1 protein-coding gene is annotated in these 1,042 nt (G+C 44.8%); it reads right to left on the minus strand.

Annotated features, from left to right (window positions below; genetic code table 11):
- Positions 1-56: 56 nt before the first annotated feature.
- Entirely contained in the window at positions 57-1,040 is a 984-nt protein-coding gene (gene mltG, locus R7E00_RS25110; RefSeq protein WP_318124924.1) for an endolytic transglycosylase MltG, read from the minus strand.
- Positions 1,041-1,042: the final 2 nt, after the last annotated feature.

The following is a 1,042-nucleotide window of genomic DNA, read 5'->3' on the forward strand; positions in this document are numbered from 1 at the left end:
CGCGGTGCTTTTCCCTGCGCCTTCAAGGCCCTCTACGACAATAAAGTTTGCTTTCATCATTTATTCTTTCTTAGTTCTCTTAAATAGGCTCGAACAGCACGATTGTGCTCAGCAAGTGATTTCGAGAAAACGTGTCCGCCCGTCCCACTTGCTACAAAATATAAGTAATCACTGCTTTCTGGGTTTAGTGCAGCTTCAATAGAGGCTTCTCCGGCCATTGCAATAGGTGTCGGCGGCAAACCATTAATAACGTAGGTATTGTATGGTGTTGGGGTGCGTAGGTCTTTCTTACGGATGTTACCATCGTAAGCATCCCCCATTCCGTAGATAACGGTCGGATCCGTTTGAAGTCGCATACGTTTATTCAAACGGTTAACAAACACAGAAGCAACACGTTCACGTTCTGAATCAATCGCCGTTTCTTTTTCGATAATCGAGGCAAGGATCAGCGCTTCATACTTGTCTTTGAGAGGCAGCTTCTCCTGACGAGCGTTCCAGTTCGCATCCAGTATTTTATTTAACTTGGAATGTGCACGCTTTAGCAACTGACTTTCGCTCGCACCAGCGGTGTAGTGGTACGTTTCAGCCAAAAACAAGCCTTCAAGCTTATCACGTTCAATACCAAGCTTCTGTGCCATCTCTTTTTCTGACAACCCTGAAAGGTCGTGTTGAACATACGGTGCGCTTTGAAGTTGCTCTAACCACTCAGAAAAACGACTACCTTCAACAAACGTGATGGCAAATTGATGTTCTTTGCCTGTATTGAGTAGCTCTAACGCCTCGTAAAGCGATACATTTGGCTCGAGTTGGTAAGTGCCTGCTCGCACTTGAAGAAGCTCTGGGTAAAGATGGGGCATTAAGCGAGTGTAATCAGACGCTTTTATGATGTTCTCTTTCACCAAATCGCGCATTACACGATGAAAGCTTGTGCCGTTTTCGACAGTGAACAGTTGAGGTTGCTCAATTAAAATTGGCGAGTTAACGTATTGCTTTGTTTGTGAAACAACGTAAAAAAACCCTGCTGCGCTTATCACAGCGATCA

Source organism: Vibrio sp. Vb1755, assembly GCF_033338635.1.
Lineage (GTDB): Bacteria > Pseudomonadota > Gammaproteobacteria > Enterobacterales > Vibrionaceae > Vibrio > Vibrio alginolyticus.